Source organism: Synechococcus sp. B60.1, assembly GCF_047462555.1.
In the GTDB taxonomy this organism is placed as follows: Bacteria; Cyanobacteriota; Cyanobacteriia; order Thermostichales; family Thermostichaceae; genus Thermostichus.
Genome location: NZ_JANSJN010000193.1, coordinates 1 through 1,707, shown reverse-complemented (window position 1 = coordinate 1,707; position 1,707 = coordinate 1). Strand labels below are relative to the sequence as shown.

Here is a 1,707-nt window from a genome sequence, read left to right as displayed (position 1 = left end):
CTGCTGGAGCGGCAATCCCTCAGCGAGGCCCAGGCGGAGCAGCTTATGAACGGCTGGTTGCACAACCAAGTGCCGGAGGTGCTGTCGGGGGCGATCTTGGCGGCTCTGCAAGCCAAGGGAGTGAGCGCCAGCGAGCTGGCCGGCATGGCGCGGGTGCTGCAGCGCGCTTCTCTGGGATCCCCTCTGGAGCTGCCCCTCTTGCTGGATACCTGCGGCACCGGGGGAGATGGGGCCGGGACGTTTAACATTTCCACCGCCGTGGCCTTCGTGGTCAGCGCTGCCGGGATCCCGGTGGTAAAGCATGGCAACCGTTCCGCTTCCGGCAGAGTGGGCTCGGCGGACGTGCTGGAGGCTTTGGGGGTGAACCTCAACGCCGAGCCGGAGCGGGTGCGGGCGGCAGTGGCAGAAGTGGGCATTACCTTTCTCTTTGCCCCCCACTGGCACCCAGCGATGCGGGCGGTAGCTCCCTACCGACGGGCCCTCAAGGTGCGCACTGTTTTCAACCTGCTGGGGCCCTTGGTCAATCCTTTCTACCCCAACCGGCAGGTCATCGGGGTTTATGCGCCGGAGCTGGTGCCGGTCATGGCCGAGGCTCTGCGCCTGCTAGGGCGGAAAGCAGCCATCGTACTCCATAGCCGGGAAGGCCTTGACGAAGCTGGCCTTGCCCAGCCCACGGACTTGGCCGTTCTCTCCCAGGGATCCCTGCGCACAGAAGTCTTGAACCCGCGGGATTACGATCTCACGCCTGCGTCCGTCCAGGCTCTCCAGGGAGGGGACTTAGCGGAAAATGCCGCTATCCTCAGCCGCGTCCTCCAGGGAGAGGGGGAACCTGCCCAGCGGGATGTGGTGGCCCTCAATGCGGCGCTAGCTCTCCAGGTAGCGGGAGCTGTGGCTGACTTGAGAGCCGGAATTGCCCGCGCGCGGGAGATCCTTGCCAGCGGCGCCGCTTGGGATCGCCTGCAAAGGTTGGTCAACTTCCTCCAGCCCTGAGGCCAAGCTCTGCTTCCTTTGCCATGGGCTGGGGAACCTCCCGCCAACCCCGCTGCCCCGGCCCCCCTGTTTTAAAACTCCCGTCCTCGACCAAAGGCCAGCACCTCCTCCACCCCCAGGCGGGGCTTGCGCGGCAAGTTGCCCGCGGCGGGGTAGCCCACCGCCAGCAGCATCACCGGCACGTAGCGGTCAGCAATGGCGAACTCCCGCTTCACCCCTTCTGGGTCAAAGCCAATCATCGGCCCGCTCACCAAGCCCTTTGCCTGGGCCGCAATCATCAAGGCCATGGCCGCCAGCGCCCCAGAGCGAATCGCCTCATCCCGCGCCAAGGTGGGGTTGTTGGCGTAGGTGGCTTGGGCCATGTTGACCCAGCTTTCTGCCCGTTCCGGGGGGAGAATCCCCGCAGCCACTGCCCTTTGGACAATCTCAGGCAGCTTCTCATAGCCTTTGAGATCCCCCAGGACAATGAACACCACCGCCGCATCCGCCACCTTCTGTTGGTTGTAGGCCAGGGCTTTGAGGCGCTCTTTGTCCTTGGGATCAGTGACGGCCACAAACCGCCAGTGCTGGATGTTGAAAGAGGAAGGAGCTTCCGTAGCATAGGCCACCAGCTCTCGGATCTCCGCTTCCGATAGAAGCCGGCTGGGATCGAACTTGTCAGCGGAGATGCGCGCTTTTATGGCAGCTAGAGCGTCCATCGCAATCCTCGAAGCTGAA

General features: G+C 64.3%; 2 protein-coding genes. One reads left to right on the top strand and one right to left on the bottom strand.

Annotation, left to right across the window (positions count from 1 at the left end; genetic code table 11):
- The coding region (gene trpD / locus NW863_RS12930) for an anthranilate phosphoribosyltransferase (protein ID WP_414366848.1) at positions 1 to 990 on the top strand (990 nt) is incomplete at its 5' end.
- Between the two features lie 71 nt (positions 991 to 1,061).
- On the opposite strand, the gene NW863_RS12925 is transcribed toward trpD, so the two are convergent.
- Positions 1,062 to 1,688 carry a nitroreductase family protein gene (locus tag NW863_RS12925; protein WP_414366846.1) on the bottom strand — a complete coding sequence of 209 codons (627 nt, stop codon included), beginning with the start codon at positions 1,686 to 1,688 and terminating at the stop codon, positions 1,062 to 1,064.
- Positions 1,689 to 1,707: the final 19 nt, after the last annotated feature.